This is a genomic window from Affinibrenneria salicis (genome assembly GCF_008710095.1).
Window position 1 is genome coordinate 470,008 of the sequence record NZ_VYKJ01000002.1, and the last position, 19,346, is coordinate 489,353.

The 19,346-nt window shown below is 59.6% G+C and carries 20 protein-coding genes; 5 read left to right on the forward strand and 15 right to left on the reverse strand.

Annotated features, from left to right (window positions below; genetic code table 11):
* Positions 1–96: 96 nt before the first annotated feature.
* The gene (gene osmB, locus FJU30_RS07010; protein WP_150434258.1) at positions 97–315 is read left to right on the forward strand and encodes an osmotically-inducible lipoprotein OsmB; all 219 of its coding nucleotides are present in this window, start codon (positions 97–99) and stop codon (positions 313–315) included.
* A gap of 56 nt (positions 316–371) precedes the next feature.
* On the opposite strand, the gene FJU30_RS27070 is transcribed toward osmB, so the two are convergent.
* Both FJU30_RS27070 and FJU30_RS07020 read right to left on the reverse strand, forming a co-directional pair.
* Positions 372–707, reverse strand: coding sequence for an OsmC family protein (locus tag FJU30_RS27070; protein WP_223881512.1), 336 nt, complete (start codon positions 705–707; stop codon positions 372–374).
* Between the two features lie 263 nt (positions 708–970).
* Positions 971–1,765 carry an ABC transporter ATP-binding protein gene (locus FJU30_RS07020; RefSeq protein ID WP_395858507.1) on the reverse strand — a complete coding sequence of 265 codons (795 nt, stop codon included), beginning with the start codon at positions 1,763–1,765 and terminating at the stop codon, positions 971–973.
* A gap of 402 nt (positions 1,766–2,167) precedes the next feature.
* Between FJU30_RS07020 and FJU30_RS07025 the strand changes: the two genes are divergently transcribed.
* Both FJU30_RS07025 and FJU30_RS07030 read left to right on the forward strand, forming a co-directional pair.
* Entirely contained in the window at positions 2,168–3,247 is a 1,080-nt protein-coding gene (locus FJU30_RS07025; RefSeq protein ID WP_150434260.1) for an ABC transporter substrate-binding protein, read from the forward strand.
* 52 nt (positions 3,248–3,299) lie between these two features.
* The gene (locus tag FJU30_RS07030; RefSeq protein ID WP_150434261.1) at positions 3,300–4,349 is read left to right on the forward strand and encodes an ABC transporter permease; all 1,050 of its coding nucleotides are present in this window, start codon (positions 3,300–3,302) and stop codon (positions 4,347–4,349) included.
* A gap of 34 nt (positions 4,350–4,383) precedes the next feature.
* Here FJU30_RS07030 and yciH read toward each other — a convergent pair whose 3' ends face one another.
* The 9 genes from yciH to pgpB all read right to left on the reverse strand — a co-directional run bounded on the left by yciH (position 4,384) and on the right by pgpB (position 12,315).
* Positions 4,384–4,704: a stress response translation initiation inhibitor YciH gene (yciH, locus tag FJU30_RS07035; RefSeq protein WP_150434262.1), complete on the reverse strand. Its 321-nt coding sequence runs from the start codon at positions 4,702–4,704 to the stop codon at positions 4,384–4,386.
* Complete coding sequence (gene pyrF, locus FJU30_RS07040; protein ID WP_150434263.1) at positions 4,701–5,444, reverse strand: orotidine-5'-phosphate decarboxylase; 744 nt, start codon at positions 5,442–5,444, stop codon at positions 4,701–4,703. Before pyrF ends, yciH begins: the two co-directional genes overlap by 4 nt.
* A 234-nt stretch (positions 5,445–5,678) precedes the next feature.
* Complete coding sequence (locus FJU30_RS07045) at positions 5,679–6,452, reverse strand: ABC transporter ATP-binding protein (protein ID WP_150434264.1); 774 nt, start codon at positions 6,450–6,452, stop codon at positions 5,679–5,681.
* Positions 6,453–7,517, reverse strand: coding sequence for a FecCD family ABC transporter permease (locus tag FJU30_RS07050; protein ID WP_150434265.1), 1,065 nt, complete (start codon positions 7,515–7,517; stop codon positions 6,453–6,455). It abuts the gene before it with no gap.
* Entirely contained in the window at positions 7,514–8,650 is a 1,137-nt protein-coding gene (locus FJU30_RS07055; protein ID WP_150434266.1) for an ABC transporter substrate-binding protein, read from the reverse strand. Before FJU30_RS07055 ends, FJU30_RS07050 begins: the two co-directional genes overlap by 4 nt.
* A 250-nt stretch (positions 8,651–8,900) precedes the next feature.
* The gene (locus tag FJU30_RS07060) at positions 8,901–9,308 is read right to left on the reverse strand and encodes a DUF2946 domain-containing protein (protein ID WP_191091539.1); all 408 of its coding nucleotides are present in this window, start codon (positions 9,306–9,308) and stop codon (positions 8,901–8,903) included.
* Positions 9,309–9,500: 192 nt separating this feature from the next.
* On the reverse strand, positions 9,501–10,670 hold the full coding sequence (gene lapB / locus FJU30_RS07065; RefSeq protein ID WP_150434268.1) for a lipopolysaccharide assembly protein LapB: 1,170 nt from the start codon (positions 10,668–10,670) through the stop codon (positions 9,501–9,503).
* Positions 10,671–10,683: 13 nt separating this feature from the next.
* The gene (locus FJU30_RS07070; RefSeq protein WP_150434269.1) at positions 10,684–10,989 is read right to left on the reverse strand and encodes a LapA family protein; all 306 of its coding nucleotides are present in this window, start codon (positions 10,987–10,989) and stop codon (positions 10,684–10,686) included.
* A 567-nt stretch (positions 10,990–11,556) separates the two neighbouring features.
* Positions 11,557–12,315, reverse strand: a complete 759-nt coding sequence (gene pgpB, locus FJU30_RS07075) for a phosphatidylglycerophosphatase B (protein ID WP_150434270.1) — start codon at positions 12,313–12,315, stop codon at positions 11,557–11,559.
* A gap of 236 nt (positions 12,316–12,551) precedes the next feature.
* Between pgpB and ribA the strand changes: the two genes are divergently transcribed.
* Entirely contained in the window at positions 12,552–13,145 is a 594-nt protein-coding gene (gene ribA, locus FJU30_RS07080) for a GTP cyclohydrolase II (RefSeq protein WP_150434271.1), read from the forward strand.
* A gap of 49 nt (positions 13,146–13,194) precedes the next feature.
* Here the strand turns inward: ribA and acnA are convergent, their stop codons facing one another.
* Entirely contained in the window at positions 13,195–15,867 is a 2,673-nt protein-coding gene (gene acnA, locus FJU30_RS07085; protein WP_150434272.1) for an aconitate hydratase AcnA, read from the reverse strand.
* Positions 15,868–15,898: 31 nt separating this feature from the next.
* A complete protein-coding gene (locus tag FJU30_RS07090; protein WP_150434273.1) occupies positions 15,899–16,102 on the reverse strand; it encodes a hypothetical protein in 204 nt (67 codons plus the stop codon).
* A gap of 105 nt (positions 16,103–16,207) precedes the next feature.
* Here FJU30_RS07090 and gstA point away from each other — a divergent pair, with 105 nt between their 5' ends.
* A complete protein-coding gene (gene gstA, locus FJU30_RS07095; protein ID WP_150434274.1) occupies positions 16,208–16,813 on the forward strand; it encodes a glutathione transferase GstA in 606 nt (201 codons plus the stop codon).
* Between the two features lie 39 nt (positions 16,814–16,852).
* Here the strand turns inward: gstA and pdxY are convergent, their stop codons facing one another.
* Both pdxY and tyrS read right to left on the reverse strand, forming a co-directional pair.
* On the reverse strand, positions 16,853–17,713 hold the full coding sequence (gene pdxY / locus FJU30_RS07100; RefSeq protein ID WP_150434275.1) for a pyridoxal kinase PdxY: 861 nt from the start codon (positions 17,711–17,713) through the stop codon (positions 16,853–16,855).
* A 198-nt stretch (positions 17,714–17,911) separates the two neighbouring features.
* Entirely contained in the window at positions 17,912–19,189 is a 1,278-nt protein-coding gene (gene tyrS, locus FJU30_RS07105) for a tyrosine--tRNA ligase (protein WP_150434276.1), read from the reverse strand.
* Positions 19,190–19,346 lie beyond the last annotated feature (157 nt).

A 19,346-nucleotide genomic window follows, 5' to 3' on the forward strand; every position in this document is an offset into this window, starting at 1 on the left:
GGTAGTGGTATGTAACTTCATCTGACGCCGTATTGTTATCGGTATGCCATGTATTGTTCTATTGATTATGCGTGAGCCAGAGGAAAAGGAAAGATTATGATCAAAGTAACTAAGCGTTTTACCACGGCGGCACTGGCAATCACCCTGGCAGTGGCATTGAGCGGCTGCTCAAATATGTCCAAACGCGACCGTAACACGGTTATCGGCGCCGGCGCCGGCGCAGTAGGCGGCGCGGTGCTAACCGGCGGCGGCACCCTCGGCACGCTGGGTGGAGCGGCGATCGGGGGCCTCATCGGCAACCAGGTCGGCCGCTAACGACGACAAAGATCGATTTCACGCCAATGGCGCCGCGCGTGCCATTGGCGTTCCCGTCAGGCGGCAACGTGCCGATAGCGAATTTTCCCCTCCAGCGACTGCGGGCGCTTAATCAGGTTCAATACCGGGCACCAGGTTTCCACCGCCTGATGCAATGCGGCGATCTCATCCTCGCTGGCCGACGTATCAATGTCGACCGTATAGCGCAGGTTGAACGGATAAAACGGAATATTTTCATACCCCGTCTTACCGCCGCGCACATCCACATCGGCCTGCACTTCAACCTCAAGTCGCGTTAAAGGAATCTGCCGCTCTGCCGCATGAATCAGGAAAATATGCGTCAGGCAGCTGGATAATGAACCAATAAATATTTCCGGCGAGGCCGGTCCCAAATTATAGCCGGCGAAGTCCGGTGGGCTATCGCTGATAATATGATGGTCGCGGATGCGAATATGCCGAACCCCGCTGCGCCCTTCCGCCGTAGCGCGCAGTAATCGTTTCCGTTTTTAATGTCTCCGGATCGCGGGCATTACGCGCCAGCAACGACGCGCGCTTTTGCGCCAGATATTCATTAAGGTCACTCATAACGCCCCCTTGATAAAAATATCAGATAAATCATTCACCAGCCGTCTCATTAACGAAGCAACGTCGCCGTTTATATATTATTTTCGCTATTAAGCAATGCCAGCGCATGCGTGCGTAACTCAATTAAACGCGGATCATTGCGCCGCCGCGGATAGGGTAAACCAACGTCGATAGTTTGCAGAATACGCGCCGGACGCGCGCTGAATACCACGACTTTATTCGCCAGCAGCAGTGCTTCCTCCACATCGTGCGTCACCATCAACGCGCTGTAGCCCTTTTCCTGCCACAGTTTGACCAGTTCGCCCTGCATACGGATACGCGTCAGAGAATCCAGCTTGCCCAGCGGCTCGTCCAGAATCAACAGCCGCGGGTCATTGACCAGCGCCCTTGCCAGCGCGGCGCGTTGCGCCATACCGCCCGATAGCTGACGCGGCCAGGCGCGGGCGAACTGCGACAGCCCGACGTGCGCCAGAATATCATCCACGCGCTGCTTACCCGCCTCATCAAGCTGGCCGCGCGCCTGCAGCCCTAACGCCACATTCTGCCAGACGGTGCGCCACGGATAGAGCGTCGGGTCCTGGAATACCACGACGCGCGTAGGATCGGGCCGGGTGATGGGTTCGTCATCGGCCCGCAATTCGCCTCGCGACGGTTTTTCCAGCCCGGCAATCAATCTCAGCAGCGTGGACTTGCCGCAGCCGGATGGTCCCAGCAACGCCATGAACTCCCCCGGCGCCACGGAGATTGAGACATCGTCCAACACCGGCAATAAACGCCCTTCCAGGGTAAATGCGTGACTGATATGTTTTGCTGCCAGATATAATCCAGATAAACGCGCCTGATGGCCGGCAGCAGTCTGACTCATCGTCATAGCTGATGTACTCCAGGATAAAAGTTCATAAATAAACGGATAACCGGCGCCAATATAGCCAGCCCACGCTTTCCCGACAGACGATTTGTCTGTCAGGCAGTCTGGCATAATATATTCTGTCTTAGATAGCAGAATTACGGATAAGCATTATCAAAAAAAGATTGATGTATAAATAACGTTAATTTTATCAAAATAAATCCGCCCCATACGCGTCACGTCGAAAAAATAACGAAAGCCATAAAACCTGGGCGCGTCAGTAATACATGAAAAATAACCAGATAACCATTTAATATATAAAATTCCATAAGGTTATTTATCATTTAACCCCACAATGGTTTCTTATAAATTAAAACTTCCCGTTGCAGACGTTTAAATAACATAAGGCGAGGTTCCTATATGTCAGATTCTGATTTATTACTCTCAAGACGGCGCTTTCTCGCCTCGCTGGGAGCGGCCGGCGTCGGTACGGCGGCCGGACTGAGTGTGTTTTCGCCGCTGCTCGCGCCGACTGCCGCGCGGGCGCAAAATACGACGCAGCTGACGACGGTAAAACTGGCATGGGGTCAGACGGCCATCTGTCAGGCGCCGATTTCCGTCGCCCTGAAGCAAGGATTCTTCACAAAATACGGTCTTAACGTGGAGCCGGTTAACTTCAGCGGCCCAACCGATGCATTGCTGCAGGCGATCGCCACCGGCCATGCCGACGGCGGCATCGGTATGGCGCTGCGCTGGTTAAAGCCGCTGGAACAGGGATTCGACGTCAATCTGACCGCCGGCACGCACGGCGGCTGTATGCGTCTGCTGGTGCCGCAAAACAGCGACATACGCCGGGTGGCCGATCTGGCCGGCAAATCGGTCGCCGTCAGCGATCAGGCCAGCCCGATTCGAAACTTTTTTGCGATTCAACTGGCCAAACAGGGTATTGATCCCGACAAACAGGTGAACTGGGTGCAGTATCCGGCAGATCTGTTTGGCGAAGCGCTGCGCAAGGGCGAGGTGCAGGCAATCGCCGGCGACGACCCGCAGGCGTGGCTGATTAAGCGCAATGACCATTTGGTGGAGCTGGCCAACAATTTACAGGGCGAATACGCCACTATCACCTGCTGCGTATTGGGCCTGCGCGGGGAACTGGTACGTAAGCAGCCGGAGGTGGCGCAAGCGATTACCCAGGCGATTCTCGATGCGCAACAGTGGACGGCGCAACATGCGGCCGAAAGCGCTGAAATCTTCGCCCCCTATCTGCCCAGTACCATACCGCCCCAGGATGTCGCCGCCATTCTGCAACAACATACGCACAATCATCGTTCCACCGGTGAACAGTTACGCAAAGAGATCGCCTTTTACATTAACGATCTGAAAACCATTAACGTGATCAGGCCTGAGACCGATGCCGACCAGTTTGCCGCGCACTATGTGCCGGATATCCTGAGCGGCCCCGTCGCCCATCAGCACGTTCACAGCCAGACGCCGGCCTGAGCCCGCGCTATTCAGGCCTCGGCGTAAATATATTTCTGCCCACGGGGGTACTATGTCAGGCAAATCACTTTCGGCCGCCAGCCAGGATGGCGCATTCGAGCGGATATCGGCCGCACCGCGCCCGTATGCCGGTTTCTGGTACAGCGGTCTGGCCGCAGCGATACTTTGGGGCGCGCTGGCGTTGTTGATGTTTCTGTGGCCGGACAAATCCGTTGGCTTCGTCAAACCTCGTTACGTGACTGAGACGAATATCCTTGTCGCGCTTTTCGCGACGACTATCCTCGCACTGACATTGCTGGAACCGCTGCCGGGTCTGCGTCTGTTGGTTCAGCCGCTAACCAGCAGAATTCGCAACGGCGGCCGCTGGCTAATCGTTTTAGCGCTGCTCACGGCGCTATGGGAAATTGTTACGGCAAAGCTGGCACTTCTACCCGCACCGTTTTTCGCGCCGCCTCATGCGCTGATAGAAGCCTATGTGACCGACTGGCCGCGGCTCAGCGATAGCGTGCTGCATTCGCTTCGCCTGCTGGCGCTGGGCTTTCTGTTCGGCAGTCTGAGCGGCTTTATGACAGGCGTCGCGATCGGCTGGTCGCAGGCGCTGGGCTACTGGGTTCACCCCGTACTGCGTTTTCTCGGTCCGGTACCTTCGACCGCCCTGCTGCCGCTATCGCTCTATTTCTTTCCTTCCAGTTTTTCGGCCGCCATCTTTTTAATCGCGCTGGCGACCTGGTTTCCGGTCACCGTTCTGACGTGGTCCGGCGTGGCCAGCGTGGATAAAAATTATTATGACGTGGCGCTGACGCTGGGCGCCAGCCCGATCTTTTTAATCCTGCGGGTCGCGATCCCCGCGTCGTTGCCCTACGTATTCACCGGTCTGTTTATGGGGCTCGGCGCCTCGTTTTCCGTCCTGGTGGCGGCGGAAATGATGGGCGTGAAATCGGGACTCGGCTGGTATCTGCAGTGGGCGCAGGGCTGGGCCGCCTACGCCAACATGTACGGCGCCCTGATCGTGATGGCGCTGCTGTTCTCTTCGCTGATTACGCTGCTGTTTGCCGTGCGCGATCGTCTGCTGGCCTGGCAGAAAGGCGCGGTTAAATGGTAAACGCGACCTTTCGTTGCAACAGGCGGCGACCGATTCAGCCGCCGGCCAGCTTGACCTGCATCCCTTTGGTTTCCAACAGCTGTTTCAGCAGGTCGCGTTTATCGCCCTGAATCTCAATCACGCCGTCTTTCAGCGCGCCGCCGCAGCCACATTTTTTCTTTAGCTCGGCGGCCAGTCGACTCAGCGCTTCATCGCTCAGATCAATACCGGTAATCACGCACACGCCCTTACCTTTTCGGCCGCTGGTCTGCCGCTGAATACGCACAATGCCGTCCCCTTTCGCTCGCTGCGGCTTGTCCGCTTCAGGCTGAATGCGGCCCGTTTCCGTCGAATAAACTAACCGGCTGTCGCTCATGCGGATGCCTCCGCCCCGAGCGACGCGATAATCTCGCGCAGCGTAGCGGCCGGATCGGCCGACTGCGTAATTGGGCGCCCGATCACCATATAATCCACGCCGGCGTCGCGCGCCTGCTGCGGCGTCATAATGCGGCGCTGGTCGCCGGCAGCGCTGCCCGCCGGGCGAATTCCCGGCGTAATCAGTTGAAAGGACTGGCCGCAGGCCTGCTTCAGCCGCTGCGCTTCATGGGCGGAACAGACCACGCCGTCCAGCCCGCAGTCTCGGGTCAGCCGCGCCAGGCGTTCGGCGTAGTCCGCCGGAGACAGGGATATTCCCAGATCCTGCAAATCGCCGGACTCCATGCTGGTCAGCACGGTGACCGCTATCAGCAACGGCGCGTCGGCGCCGAACGGCAGCAGCGCCGCTTTCGCCGCCGTCATCATGCGCGCTCCGCCGCTGGCGTGCACGTTCACCATCCAGACGCCCAGATCGGCGGCGGCCGCCACCGCGCGGGCCGCGGTATTGGGAATATCATGAAATTTCAAATCAAGAAAGACGTCAAAGCCGCGCAGCTGCAGATCGCGCACCAGCTGCGGACCAAACAGCGTAAACATCTCCTTGCCGATTTTTAACCGACAGTCACGCGGGTCAATGCGATCGGCAAACGATAATGCGGCGTGACGGTCAGCATAATCCAGCGCAACAATGATCGGTGACGTCACCGCCGAATGATTCTGGTCTGACTGTTTTGCTCTCATCTACTCACCCCTGTTAAAAACGGCGCCTGCGGGCGGCAGGCGATTTACCCGCGCATTCTACATGCCGCACGGCGGAAATCCCAGCCGCCCTCAGTCCTGCTGAACGCATATGGGCACATTGCCGCTGTCGATTGCAAATTAAAAATATAAGTATGTTGTAACTAAATAAGAGAAATCACATACCTCGCAGCCTCGTGCAACGACAATTTGGCCGTCTTAACGCCGCCCCGTCGGCTAATGGCTTTCCTTCCCTTCCGCCGGGCGCAGCGGCGCAATAATGGCGTGGCCGGCCGTCGTGCGCAGCACCTCCGTTTCGATATGATAGGCGGTCAGCAGCGCGGCCGGTTGCAGCACCGCCATCGGCTCGCCCGCCCGGATAAGCCGGCCTTCGTCGATCAATAACAGCGTCGAGGCATAGCGCGCGGCAAGGGACAGATCGTGTAAGACCATGACGACCAGCGCCCCGCTCTGCCTGGCGTAGCGCGCCAGCAGCTCCAGTACGACTAGCTGACGGCGGATATCCAGCGCGCTGGTCGGTTCGTCCAGCAGCAACAGCCGGGGTTGCTTCACCAACCGTTGCGCCAGCAGCACCAGTTGTTGCTGCCCTCCGGACAGCGTATTGATCTTGCGATTGGCCAAATGCGCCATATTCACGCTGTCCAGCGCCGCCAGCGCCGCTTCCAGCTCACCGCCGGCCAGACGCCATTTCAGCCGCTCAATCCTCCCCAGCAGCACCACTTCCAGCACGCTAAGCTCGGCCCGCATCGCGCCTGACTGCGGCATATAGGCGAAGTGATGGCGTTCCAGGCGGCGATTATTCCAGCTGATCCTGCCGCTAAAAGGGTGAAGGTGGGCGATGGCGGCCAGCAGACTGGATTTCCCCGCGCCGTTCGGACCGCAGATAGCCGCCACGCCCCCGCCGCGAAGCGCGACGCTGACGTTGTCGACTACCCGCCGCCGGCCGCGGCTGACCGAAACATCGGCAAGATTTAATACGTCTGCGCTCATTTATCCCCCCATTCCGCGACGAATGATCAACATAAAAAGGATCGGCACCCCGACGATCGCCGTGACAATGCCGATGGGGACCACCGCGCCCTGCGCGATCAGTTTGGAGACCACCGACGCGCCGGATAGCATAATGCCGCCAGTCAGCGCCGAAAGCGGCAACAGCGCGCGCTGGTCTTCCCCCACCAGCGCTCTGGCCGCGTGCGGCGCCACCAGGCCGACAAAACCAATCGTTCCCACGAAGGCCACGGCGGAAGCCGTCAGCAAGGCGATGATGATAAAAGTGCGGCAGCGCAGGCGATCCACCTTAACGCCAAGGCTGCGCGCATGCACATCGCCCAGCCGCAGCGCGGTCAGGCGCCATGCGTCGATGAGCAGCACCGGGAGGCAGATAAGCAGGGTAAAACCGACCACGGCGATGCTGGTCCAGGAGGCGCGCTGCAGGCTGCCAAACAGCCAAAAGACGATTTGCTGCAGCACCTCCGGCGAGGCCAGATACTGCAACAGCGCCTGAAACGCCTGGAACATGAACATTACGGCGATGCCGCCCAGCACCAATACTTCCGCGCTGGCGCAACAAAAACGCGCGATAAGATAAATCAGTCCGCAGGCGATCAGCGTTGCGCTAAATGCGGATAGCGGCACCAGCAGCCAGGCGACCAGCGGCACGGCCGCGCCATACATAATCGCCAGCGCGGCGCCAAACCCGGCTGCGGCGGAAAACCCCAGCGTAAACGGACTGGCGAGCGGATTATCCAGAATAGTCTGCATCTGTAGCCCGGCGATGCCCAGGCTGATGCCCACCAGCGCGCCCATCAGGGTAGTCGGCAGCCTGAAAGACCAAATGATCGTGGCCGCCATCGAATCGGCGCGATTCATGCCATAAAACAGAGCGTCTACCGCTTCACTTATGCGCAAGGATGACGGACCGGTGACCAAATCCGTACAGATTAACGCCGCCAGCGCCGTCGCCATGAGCAGAATCGCCAGACGCCGTCTGGCCGCGCCCCGACGGTAGACGCGCAACTGCGCGGCCGCCCCGCTGTCCGCCAGCCACGCCGTCATGACCGGGACTCCAGCCGCAGCATAAAGGTGCCGTCCGGCATCAGCGGCAAATAAGTGCGGTAATAGCGCCGCAGTTCCTCTTGCGGCTCGACGTCTTTGAACGCTTGCGGATAAAGGATTTTCGCGATGTAGCGCAGATAAACATAATCGTAAATCGTCCGCGTACCGCCATGATAAATGGCATAAACCTGGCCCTGCCGTACGGCCGGAAGGGTGTTCCAGCCGGCCCGCGCCAGATACGGTCGCAGTTTTTCCCGCGTCGTCGTCGCGTCAATGCCGAATCCCATCAGCACCGCGTTGGGCATGGTCATCCATTCCGAGCCCGTCACCAGAATGACATCGGGTCGGGAGGCCACCACATACTCAGGCGTGAGCGGTCCCCAGCCGGCGATCTTGCCGGCGGCGATATTCGCGCCCCCCGCCATATCGATAACGCCGGCCCACATTCCCTTTCCGTAAGAGTTGCCGTACTCCGCGCTGCCTTGCTGGCCGAGTTCGACATAAACGTTAGGCTTAGTCGCTTGCGCGGCCGACGCCACCCGCCGCTCGGTATCCTCGACGGCCGTTTTATACTCGGTGGCCAGCTGCTGCGCCCGACCTTCGCTGCCCATCACCTGGCCGATGATCCGCGTGCTGGCCAGATGCTTTTCCAGCGTCTGCGCGTTGTAATCGACCACCACCACCGGCACGCCAAAGGCCTCGATTTTTTCAACCGCAGGCCCCAGATAGTCAAACTGGCTGGCGGCGAGAATCACCGCATCCGGCCTGGCGGCGATGATTTTCTCCGCCGACAAGCTGCCCTTATCTACGTCGCCGATATCGACCAGTCCGGCGATAGCCGGGAAACGCGCCAGATAGGCTTCGTATTGTCGGGGGCGATAGCCCTGCCAATAGTTCAGCGAAATGCCGACCAGCCGATCAATGGCGCCCGGTCCGGTAATGGCGATGTAGTCCTCGAAATAAAACCCCAGCACCAGCCGCTGCGCCGGCTTATGCAACACCACATGTCGGCCCAGCACATCGGTAATGCGGATCCCGGCCTGCGCCGGACCGCTGAGGCTCGCGATAACGGCCATCAGCGCAATAAGCGACGCCACGCTTTGTTTAAGTAACGAACTTATGAATTTTTTCATGCCAGCCTTAAATACAGTCATCGCGGCGCTCCGCGATAGCGGATGCGGCGTTGAATAGCGCCAGAATCCTTCGCGGGATAACGACCGCTCACGTGTCTGCGGCGCCAGATCCGCCCTGTGCCCGAACGCCAATAGCGCCGCGCCATTAGCGCCGGCCCGCGTTGTCGCCGCGACGGAATGGCGCGCGGCGACGTCATGACAGGCCGCGACCGCCGGCGCCGCAGGCAATAAAGAAAATAGCTTTGTTGGGTTAGCGAGAAACTGCGGGCGGAGCCCGGGGCTGCGAGGCTGAAGGCAATGCGGGGACAAACAGACGGCAAACGTAGCCGGAGGAAAGCGCGCCGGGCGCGCTAAGCGCCGGAAAAACAAAAAAAGCGGCAACGCTGAGCATCGGTAGATGGATCAGCAGCAGACAATATCCACAGGCCATATGCTCGCCGTCGGCGGCGCGGTGGCTATGCGCTTCAACGCTGACATCAGCCGGAGCGGCGTCTGCCGTCGACGGGTGGTGGGCGACCGATGAATGACCGCTTTCGCAGTCGGGCATCAGCATCATCTGTTCGGCGTGCGCCTGCTCCAGCGCGCGGGAGATGCCTGGCGCGATCGACATCATGACGATCGCCAGTATTCCCAGCCATGCGGGAAGAAAACGATGCAATGCGTAAACCCGTATCAGCGACACAGTGGCCCAGGCAAAAGAATAACGTGCAAAAATAGTACGCATTTCGCCCGAGAAGTAAAACGGTTATTGTTATCATTCTCGTTTTGTCGCCGATACCGGCCAGGCGGCAGGCTGACAAGTCGGGGTGTGCGCCGCGCGTGGCGTCATTGCCGCGGCGCGGCGGCCGGGTTACTGGCCGTCGAGGCCGCGAATAGGTTTAACCGACGCCCAGGCGCGGCAGGAGGGACAATGCCAGTAGAGCGACTGGGAGGTAAAGCCGCATTTGCTGCAGCGGTAACGCGGTTTGGTGCGAATCTGCTCGCCGACCATATCGCGCAGCACCAGCAGGCTCTCTTTCGCCCGCCCGTCTTCCGCTTCGTTGAGATGAAAATCCATCAGCCGGTGGAACACCCGCATCGTGGGATGGCGCTGCAATTGACGATTGATGTAGACCTGCGCCATCTCCGCGCCTTCGCTCTGTTCCAGAATATCCGCCAGCATTAACTCGGCCGTCGCGCCGCAGTTTTCTTCCACGCAGCGCTGCAGAAACGCCGCCCACGCCTGCGGCTGCTGCAGATGGTGATAACACTCCTGCAGCATCGGCAACGTTTCGCTGACCATTTCCCGGTCCTGCTCCAGCACCTGCTGCAGCGCATTGACCGCCTGCGCGTACTGCTGCTGCGCGATAAAAATGCGCCCCAGCATGATCGACACGCGGGCGCACTGTTTGTCCGCCTGCGCGCCCTTTTTCAGTAACGCCAGCGCTTTATCCAGATCGTCGCTGCCCATCGCCAGCAACGCCAGTTCGCAGTAAAAATGCGCAATTTCTATCCGCAGCTCGTCGTTGCCGCCCCTGACCAGTTTGTCCGCCACGTCAATGGCTTTTTGCCATTCGCTGGTCGACTGATAGATCTGCAACAGCTGCTGCAGCGCGCCGCGGCTGAAATCTTCTTCATCCACCAGTTGGTTGAAGATCTCTTCCGCCCGGTCGTACAGGCCGGCCGCCACATAGTCGCGCCCCAGTTGCTGGACGGCCAGCAGGCGCTGTTCGAAACTGAGCGACGCGCTTTCCGTCAGCGCCTGATGAATGCGCAGCGCGCGGTCGACCTCGCCGCGCGAGCGAAACAGATTGCCCAGCGTAAGGTGCGCTTCAAAGGTGTTGGTTTCATCCTTCAGCATATCAAGGAACAGCTCGACCGCCTTGTCCTGCTGATTGGCGAGCAGAAAGTTCACGCCGGTGACGTACTCGCGCGACAGGCGGTTCGCTTCCTGTTGCTTGTCCTGCTGTACGCCTCTGCGGCCCATGTACCACCCATAAGCGGCAGCCACGGGCAACAACAGAAACAGCAGTTCTAACATAAAACGGGATCCCTTATTGAACGACTGGCTGTGACGCCGTCACTTCTTGCTCATCCGCAGCGGACAACTGCTGCTCGAGACGTTTGATTTTTCGTTGCGCGCGGCCCAGCGCAATGCGCGAACGCAGATAGAATAGCCCGCAGATCACCCAGCCCAGAATAAACCCGACCGCGAACAGCGTCGCCAGCAGCGTCGACACGCGGTAATCGCCCTGCGCCAGCAGATAATTAAAAGTGACCACCTGATCGTTATGGGCACCCAGTGTGACAGAAATAACGAATATCGCCAGTACGAGTAAAAAAATCAGCAAGTATTTCACATTATTTTTCCTGTTATGTCGCCTTATCCCGAAGGATAACGCCGTCAGACTCCATTAAATTAGCATTTCCGTTGTAAACCGGGAAATACCGTTCCACATCTTATGCTGCACAGCATAGCAATAATGCGGCCTCATGACTAAAAACAGCGGTGACAAGACCTTACACCGGCGGCCTGCCGTTCTCTCTTTTTCCCGCACGCATAGCCGGTTATTGATTCATACCCGAATAAACATGTCGATCGCACGCCATCTGAAAATCCGCGTTATGCCGAAAACAGGATCAACAGCGCCTGGCGGTGAAAATAACCACGTTTTATTATAGCGAAGGGATGAAGCAAGCAAAAATCGCCTCCGCGCTGCATTTATCGCCATCATTCGTTTTGCGCGTCTTTACGCGCTGCGCGAACGACGCGTTGATGAAGATCAGCGTATCGCTCCGCAGCGCCGCGATGGGATAGACCAGGCCCGCGAATCACGAGGCGGGACACAAACCGTCGGAGGGAATACGAATAACGTCGGCTGGCCCAAAGGGATCAGGCGGGCCGGAACGATGCCGGCCCGTACCGGTTAGCGCGCCGTCTGGTCGGCAGGCGGAGTTTCCTGCGGCGCCGGACTCAGCGAACCGCAGCAGCGTTGCGCCAGCCAGCCGGCGGCGATGGCCAGCAGCCAGCTGATTAAGGTGGAAAACAGCAGGTCGCGCGGCCAGTGCATGCCCAGCATCAGTCGACTGACCATCACGGCGCCGGCCCACAGCATCAGAATCGTCACCGTTTTATAGTGACGTCGCCCCCACAGCAGACCGACGGCCAGCAGCGCCCAGGTGGCGGCGAACATCGTATGACCGGACGGAAAGGCGAAGCCGGTTTCAAACTGCCAGTGCTCGCGCAGCCACGACGGGATCGCCGACTCACTCAACAACTGCTGTTTTACCAGCGCCGAACGTTCTTTACGCGGCAATGCGTAAAAGTCGCGCTCGTCAACCTGATGATTGTGCTCCAGCCAGAGTACGTAGGGACGCGGCTCCTGCGCCCAGTCTTTAATCAGCGATTTCGCCCCCTGTCCCACGATCACCGCACACAGCATAATGGCGAAAAGCCCCAACGCCGGCCGCAGGCGAAAGCGCAGGCACCATAAGAACCAGCCGCCCAAAATCAGGCTGGTCAGCGTACCCCAGGGGGACGTCACGGTTTCGGTTATCCAGAACAGCATACGCAGCCCGATGCCGTGATAGCCGGGTTGCCACTGCCAGTCCAGCGCCCATACCGCCAGCGGTATAAGCAGTAATAATCCGGCGCCGATCGTGGTGCGTTTCGCGATATCGTACATTGATTCTCCCTTTGTCCAGCGTTGCTCACGGCAACAATACCGTCACAATGCTAGCAGAAATTATGCCCATCCCGCCGGACAACGCGCTAAAATGGCGGCGGACTTGCTGTAAATGGACAATACAGTCAGGAAAAAACTGTGGCAGAATAGCCCGCCCCGACACTGTCGCGGACCTGTCTGGTTCAGATGTCGGCGCGCCGCGCCGGCATCCGTGCTTTTGTTTTTTGGAGAGTTGTATGCAGTTAAAGCGAGTGGCGGAAGCCAAATTACCCACGCCATGGGGTGACTTTCTGATGGTGGGATTTGAAGAACTGGCAACCGGTCACGATCATCTGGCTCTGGTTTACGGCGATATTTCCGGCCCTGAGCCGGTGCTGGCGCGGGTTCACTCTGAATGCCTGACGGGCGATGCGCTGTTTAGCCTGCGCTGCGACTGCGGATTTCAGCTCGAAGCCGCCCTGACGCATATTGCGGAAGAGGGGCGCGGCGTCCTGCTATATCATCGCCAGGAGGGGCGCAATATCGGTCTGTTGAATAAGATCCGCGCCTACGCGCTGCAGGATCAGGGCGTCGATACGGTCGAAGCCAACCATCAACTGGGGTTTGCCGCCGATGAGCGAGATTTCACCCTGTGCGCCGATATGTTCAAACTGCTGGACGTGGGGGCGGTTCGTCTGCTGACCAACAATCCGCAAAAAATCGAGATCCTGACCCAGGCCGGCATCAATATTATCGAGCGCGTGCCGCTGATCGTCGGGCGCAACCCGAAAAACGAGCGCTATCTGGCGACCAAAGCGGCCAAAATGGGCCATTTGCTGGATATGAAATAAACTGTCCGCCGCTCCTCAGACCGGCCCGTACGGCCGGTCTGTCGCCCCTTCACAGCATATTTCGAATCACGTAGTGCAGGATGCCGTCGTGTTGATAGTAAGTCAGCTCGTTGCGGGTATCGATACGGCAGCGCGTGTCGATACTGCGCGTCCGCCCTGCGCTATCCGTCACCCGCATCGTCACCGTCGCGCCCGGACGCAACTGCGTTAGTCCGTCGATATCGATGATTTCATCGCCGGTCAGCTCAAGCGTCTTGCGGCTTACGCCGGCCGGAAACTCCAGCGGTAAAATCCCCATGCCGATCAAATTGGAGCGGTGAATACGCTCAAAGGATTCCGCGATCACCACGCGCACCCCGAGCAGACGCGGGCCCTTGGCCGCCCAGTCGCGGCTGGAGCCGGAACCGTACTCCTTGCCGGCGATGATCGCCAGCGGCACCTGCTCCTGCTGATATCGCATCGCCGCATCGTAAATGGTCATCTCATTTTGCGACGGCAGATGGCGGGTATACCCTCCCTCGGTGCCTGCCACCATCTCGTTGCGGATACGAATATTGGCGAAGGTGCCGCGCATCATCACCTCATGATTGCCGCGACGCGAACCGTAGGAGTTAAACTCGCTGGTTTCTACGCCGCGATCCAGTAAATAGCGGCCGGCCGGGCTGTCGCGCTTGATGTTGCCGGCCGGCGAAATATGGTCGGTGGTGACCGAATCGCCCAGCATGGCCAGAATGCGCGCCCCCTGAATATCCTGCACCGTCCGCGGCGTTTTGCCCATGCCGTCAAAAAACGGCGCCTCGCGAATATAGGTCGAATCCGCCTGCCAGTCATAGGTGGGCCGCTCGCTGACCTCAATCTCCCGCCAGGCGGCATCGCCGTCGAACACCGCGGCATATTCCTTGTGGAACATCTGCGTGCTGACCTGCTGCACCGCGGCGGCGATATCGCCGGCCGTGGGCCAGATATCTTTCAGCCACACCGGCTGGTTGCGGTCGTCATGACCCAACGGGTCGCGAGTCAGATCGATTTTCATATTGCCCGCCAGCGCATAGGCCACCACCAGCGGCGGAGACGCCAGCCAGTTGGTTTTTACCAGCGGATGAATGCGCCCCTCGAAGTTGCGATTGCCGGACAGCACCGCGCCAACGGTTAAATCGCCCTGTTTAATCGCCGCCTCAATCTCCGGCGGCAGCGGACCGGAGTTGCCGATACAGGTAGTGCAGCCGTAGCCCACCAGATTAAAGCCGAGCTCATCGAGATAGCGGGTCAGACCGGCCTGCGCCAGATAGTCCGACACCACCTTCGAGCCGGGCGCCAGCGAACTCTTGACCCACGGCTGGCGGCGCAGGCCGCGCTGCACGGCGTTGCGCGCCAGCAAACCGGCGGCCATCAGCACGCTGGGGTTCGAAGTATTGGTGCAGGAGGTGATGGCGGCGATGACCACCGCGCCCTGCCGCAGCTCGTGGCGCTGGCCGTTAAGGGTAAACGGCCGGGACGCCTTGTCGTTGCCGCGCGCGCTGACGTCCAGTTCGGTGCTGGCCTGGAAAGCCTGCGGCACTTGCCCCAGCGCCACGCGGTCCTGCGGCCGCTTCGGACCGGCCAGACTGGCCTCCACCGTCCCCATATCCAGCGCCAGCTGACTGGTGAACACCGGCTCGTCGCCGGGTTGTCGCCACAGCCCCTGCTGTTTGCTGTAGGCTTCCACCAGCGCGATCTGTTCGGCGTCGCGGCCGGTCAGCCGCATATAGTCCAGCGTGACGCTATCGACAGGGAAATAGCCGCAGGTGGCGCCGTACTCCGGCGCCATATTGGCGATGGTGGCGCGATCCGCCAGCGCCAGATCGTCCAGCCCATCGCCGAAAAACTCGACGAATTTACCCACCACGCCGTGCCGGCGCAGCATTTGGGTGACCGTCAGCACCAGATCGGTGGCGGTGATGCCTTCCCGTAGTTTACCGTTCAGCTTAAAGCCCACCACGTCCGGGATCAGCATCGAAACCGGCTGACCGAGCATCGCCGCCTCCGCCTCAATACCGCCCACGCCCCAGCCCAGCACGCCGAGGCCATTAATCATCGTGGTGTGCGAATCGGTGCCGACCAGCGTATCGGGCCAGGCGAAGCGTTTGCCCTGCCGTTCCTCCTGCCACACCGCCTGCGCCAGGTATTCCAGATTGACCTGATGGCAGATGCCGGTGCCCGGCGGCACGACGCGAAACTGGCTGAATGCCTTTTGTCCCCAGCGCAGAAAGACGTAACGTTCATAATTACGCGCCATCTCCAGCCGGGTGTTCTCGCCAAACGCCTGGCCGTCGCCAAAGCGATCGACGGTCACCGAATGGTCGATGACCAGATCGACCGGCGACAGCGGATTGACCTTGCCGACATCGCCGCCCAGCCGTTCGACCGCGGTGCGCATCGCCGCCAGGTCCACCACCGCCGGCACGCCGGTAAAGTCCTGCATCAGCACGCGCGCCGGCCGGTAAGCGATTTCACGATCGGCATGCCCGCTATCCAGCCAGCCGACCAGCGCCTGCAGATCCGCCTCCTGCACCGTGTGGCCATCCAGGTGACGCAGCAGATTTTCCAGTAAAACTTTCAGCGACTTCGGTAACTTATCGATATTGCCCAACCGCCGCGCCGCATGCGCCAGGCTGTAGTAATGCCATGTTTGCCGATCAATACGCAGGGTTTCGAGACAGGCTTCACGCAGATGAGATGACATGCTTCCTCCCACAATGCTTTGTGTTTCATCGTTATTTTTCGTCGACCGGCAAAATAACCGGCAGCTTTTTGAGGTCTTCTTTAAAGATAACACAAACTAAAAATAACGTTTTGATAACAATGGGAAGTGAACGCAGTAATAGACCGGGGCTATCGTCGATGCGACGGGAACCCGGCGTCATCGGACGCGTTCGAAGATAAGCGCTGATAAACCAGCGATTTGAGAGGCGACGCACACTAAGATTCCACGCTTTATCGCCATAATGGCTGCGGAGAATAACGCAATCAGGGCCTGCCCGCACTGTCGCCGGCGCTGATTTATCATTAAGGAGATCGTCGCCATGAAGCTGTTCTACACGCCTGGGAGCTGTTCCCTGTTTCCGCACATTGTTTTACGCGAAGCCGATCTCAATTTTACGCTGGTAAAAGTAACGCTGGCGGGAAAGACCACCGAACGGGATGAGGACTATCTGACGATTAATCCGAAAGGACAGGTGCCGGCGCTGGCGCTGGACGACGGGACGATACTGACTGAAAGCGTCGCCATCGCGCAATATATCGCCGACAAGGTGCCGCACTACAATCTGATCGCGCCGGCGGGCAGCATGGTGCGCTATCACACGCTGGAGTGGCTGAATTACATCGCCACCGAACTGCATAAGACCTTTACGCCGCTGTTCCGGCCCGGCACGCCCGAAACCTATAAAGCGCTGTGCCGCGAGCATCTGACGGCGAAGTTTCGCTATCTGAACCTGATCCTGAGCGAGCAAAACTACCTCGCGGCCAACCGCTACAGCATTGCCGACGCCTGGCTGTTCACCGTGATGCGCTGGGCGCACGCGCTGAAATTCGATCTGACCCGCGCGCCGGCGCTCAACGCCTGGTTCGCGCACATTACCGAGCGGCCGGCGGTGCTTGCCGCGCTGAACGCCGAGGGATTGCGCTGAGCGCCGCCGCGGGCGATACCCGCCCGCCCTTACCGTACGCTACAGCCGCACCGCCGGGAAATGGTGGCGCGGGCTGGCGATCTCCGCCTGGGCCGCCACCACCTGCAGTTCATATTCGTTCATTTCTTTGGTGGTCAACATCACTTCATACACCGCGGCGGTGACGTGCTCCAGCGCCTTATCCAGCGCCACGCCCTTGAGCAGATTGACCAGCAGCAGACCGCTGGTCAGATCGCCGACGCCGACCGGCTGACGCGCGCCGAAGTCAACCAGCGGGCGATGAATATGCCAGGCGTCGTTCGGCGTAACCAGCAGCATTTCGAAGCAATCCTGCCGATAGCCGGCGCGGCTCAGGTGTTTCACCAGCACGACGTTCGGCCCCTGCGCGCACAGCTGACGCGCGGCGTCCACCGATTCCGCCACGCTATTCACCTGACGCCCGCTCAGTTGCTCCAGCTCCAGCAAATTAGGGGCAATGATATCGCTGGCCTGCAGCGCCTGGCGGCAGTGGAATTCGGCCACGCCGGGCGCGACGATGCATCCTTTTTCCGGATGCCCCATCACCGGATCGCAGAAATACCAGGCCTGCGGATTGGCCGCTTTCACCTGCCGCACAATGCTCAGGATATGTTCGCCCTGCTCAGCCGAGCCGATATAGCCGCTCAGCACCGCGTCACAGTCGCGCAGGCGATCGATTGCGGCGATGCCCCGCACAATATCCGTCAGATGGCTGGCCGGCATCACGCAGCCCGTCCAGTGACCGTATTGGGTATGATTGGAAAACTGCACGGTATTCAGCGGCCAGACATTAGCGCCCATCCGCCGCATGGGAAATTCGGCGGCGCTGTTGCCGGCGTGGCCGAAGACCACGTGGGACTGGATCGAAAGTATATTTTTCATCGGAGGTAACCGGTTCCTGACAGCGCATGGCGCGCTGGCTAAAGGTAATGGACAAGGGCGAGGGGAAAACGGTATCGGCGCCAGGGCGGCGGTAAAGCCCGGTAGGCGCGGCCCGGCCGCCCCATCCCGGATACGCCGGGCCTTACGGCCCGGATTTACACGCGGCGGCGCACTGAACGCCCTTTTTCGCCGCGCGAATTACCCCTGCCAGACCACCAGACAGTAATGTTTCTTGCCGCGACGCAGCAGGGTATAGCGCTCGAACAGGCGATCGGCGTCGCTGAAAGTATATTCGGCGTCCGACTGTTTCTCGCCGTTGACCGACACCGCGTTAGAACCGATCATCGTGCGCGCCTGGCTGCGCGACGGCACCAATTCGGCGCCGACCAGCGCGGCCTGCAAATCGGCGCCGCGCGCCAGTTCGACCACCGGCATCCCGTCCTGCGCCAGCTGGGCGAAATCATCGGCGGTCATATCCTGCAGCGAACCGGAGAACAAACTGTCGGTAATGCGGCGGGCGGCGGCCAGCCCGGCGTCGCCGTGCACCATGCGGGTCACGTTTTCGGCCAGCACGTACTGGGCACGCGGCGCCTTGCCGCTATTTTTGTCCTCTTCCTCCAGCGCCTCGATCTCTTCCAGCGACAAGAAGGTGAAGAATTTCAGGAAACGGTACACATCCGCATCCGCGGTATTGATCCAGAACTGGTAGAATTTGTACGGGCTGGTTTTGCTCGGATCCAGCCACACGGCGCCGCCTTCCGTCTTACCAAATTTGGTGCCGTCGGCTTTGGTGATCAACGGTACGGTAAGGCCGAACACCTGATTCTGGTGCAGGCGGCGGGTCAGGTCGATACCGGAGGTGATGTTGCCCCACTGATCGGAACCGCCGATCTGCAGCGCGACGCCGTGCAGTTTGTTCAGGCAGGCGAAGTCGTAACCCTGCAGCAGGTTGTAGGAAAACTCGGTAAAGGAGATGCCGACATCGTCGCGATTCAGGCGCTGCTTCACCGCTTCTTTGTTAATCATCTGGTTAACGGAGAAGTGTTTGCCGATATCGCGCAGGAAGGTCAGCACATTCATGCCGCCGAACCAGTCGTAGTTATTGGCGGCGACGGCGGCGTTGTCGCCGCAGTCGAAGTCCAGGAACGGCGCGACCTGCTTGCGGATTTTAGCCACCCACTCCTGCACCGTATCTTCGGTATTCAGCTTACGTTCGGTGGCTTTGAAGCTCGGGTCGCCAATCAGACCCGTGGCGCCGCCCACCAGCGCCACCGGCTTATGCCCGGCCTGCTGGAAGCGTTTCAGGCACAGCAACGGCACCAGATGCCCCAAATGCAAGCTGTCAGCGGTCGGATCGAAACCGCAATACAGTGCAATTGGCCCTTGCGCCAGTCGCTCTGCTAACGCTTCTTCATCCGTCACCTGGGCAATGAGGCCCCGCTCTTGCAGTTGTTTAATCAGGTTGCTACTTGCCATCAATCACTCCACGTTTTTATACAAAAATAGCGTAACCGGCAACCGGGCGCGGCCACGCTACAGTTTAAGAATATTCGCTTACCGGCCGCCGGCCGCCTTACGCCATCGGCGATATGCGCGTCTTGCCGGCGCGGGACGCCATAGGATAAAGCGCTCC

Excerpts from the sequence above, each read along its gene's own strand:
- osmB (WP_150434258.1), top strand. The coding sequence starts at position 97 with ATGATCAAAGTAACTAAGCGTTTTACCACGGCGGCACTGGCAATCACC.
- FJU30_RS07020 (WP_395858507.1), bottom strand. The coding sequence starts at position 1,765 with ATGAGTCAGACTGCTGCCGGCCATCAGGCGCGTTTATCTGGATTATAT.
- FJU30_RS07025 (WP_150434260.1), top strand. The coding sequence starts at position 2,168 with ATGTCAGATTCTGATTTATTACTCTCAAGACGGCGCTTTCTCGCCTCG.
- FJU30_RS07030 (WP_150434261.1), top strand. The coding sequence starts at position 3,300 with ATGTCAGGCAAATCACTTTCGGCCGCCAGCCAGGATGGCGCATTCGAG.
- yciH (WP_150434262.1), bottom strand. The coding sequence starts at position 4,704 with ATGAGCGACAGCCGGTTAGTTTATTCGACGGAAACGGGCCGCATTCAG.
- pyrF (WP_150434263.1), bottom strand. The coding sequence starts at position 5,444 with ATGAGAGCAAAACAGTCAGACCAGAATCATTCGGCGGTGACGTCACCG.
- FJU30_RS07045 (WP_150434264.1), bottom strand. The coding sequence starts at position 6,452 with ATGAGCGCAGACGTATTAAATCTTGCCGATGTTTCGGTCAGCCGCGGC.
- FJU30_RS07050 (WP_150434265.1), bottom strand. The coding sequence starts at position 7,517 with ATGACGGCGTGGCTGGCGGACAGCGGGGCGGCCGCGCAGTTGCGCGTC.
- FJU30_RS07055 (WP_150434266.1), bottom strand. The coding sequence starts at position 8,650 with ATGAAAAAATTCATAAGTTCGTTACTTAAACAAAGCGTGGCGTCGCTT.
- lapB (WP_150434268.1), bottom strand. The coding sequence starts at position 10,670 with ATGTTAGAACTGCTGTTTCTGTTGTTGCCCGTGGCTGCCGCTTATGGG.
- pgpB (WP_150434270.1), bottom strand. The coding sequence starts at position 12,315 with ATGTACGATATCGCGAAACGCACCACGATCGGCGCCGGATTATTACTG.
- ribA (WP_150434271.1), top strand. The coding sequence starts at position 12,552 with ATGCAGTTAAAGCGAGTGGCGGAAGCCAAATTACCCACGCCATGGGGT.
- acnA (WP_150434272.1), bottom strand. The coding sequence starts at position 15,867 with ATGTCATCTCATCTGCGTGAAGCCTGTCTCGAAACCCTGCGTATTGAT.
- gstA (WP_150434274.1), top strand. The coding sequence starts at position 16,208 with ATGAAGCTGTTCTACACGCCTGGGAGCTGTTCCCTGTTTCCGCACATT.
- pdxY (WP_150434275.1), bottom strand. The coding sequence starts at position 17,713 with ATGAAAAATATACTTTCGATCCAGTCCCACGTGGTCTTCGGCCACGCC.
- tyrS (WP_150434276.1), bottom strand. The coding sequence starts at position 19,189 with ATGGCAAGTAGCAACCTGATTAAACAACTGCAAGAGCGGGGCCTCATT.